The sequence below is a fragment of the Chromobacterium subtsugae genome, from assembly GCF_001676875.1.
In the GTDB taxonomy this organism is placed as follows: domain Bacteria; phylum Pseudomonadota; class Gammaproteobacteria; order Burkholderiales; family Chromobacteriaceae; genus Chromobacterium; species Chromobacterium subtsugae.
This window is the reverse complement of sequence record NZ_JYKA01000071.1, coordinates 1-223: the sequence shown is the minus strand read 5'-3', so window position 1 is coordinate 223 and position 223 is coordinate 1. Positions and strand designations below refer to the sequence as shown.

The following is a 223-nucleotide window of genomic DNA, read 5'->3' as shown; positions in this document are numbered from 1 at the left end:
CGCCTCCGCCTTCACCCAGGACCGCCGCCAGCTCACCCTGCAACTGGGCGACGGCCATGTCGCGGCCGAGCAGCTGCTGCCGCAAAGCCTGGACGGCGAGGAAGGCGTGTCCCGGCCCTATCGCTTCACCCTGACCTGCCTGTCCCCCGACGGCGCCATCGAACTCAAGACCCTGCTCGGTCAATCCGCCCGCCTCGGCATCGCCGACGCCCAGGGCCAGGAG

1 pseudogene is annotated in these 223 nt (G+C 71.3%); it reads left to right on the top strand.

Annotated features, from left to right (window positions below):
- Window positions 1-223, top strand: a pseudogene (locus MY55_RS22375) (type VI secretion system Vgr family protein); the annotation flags it as partial.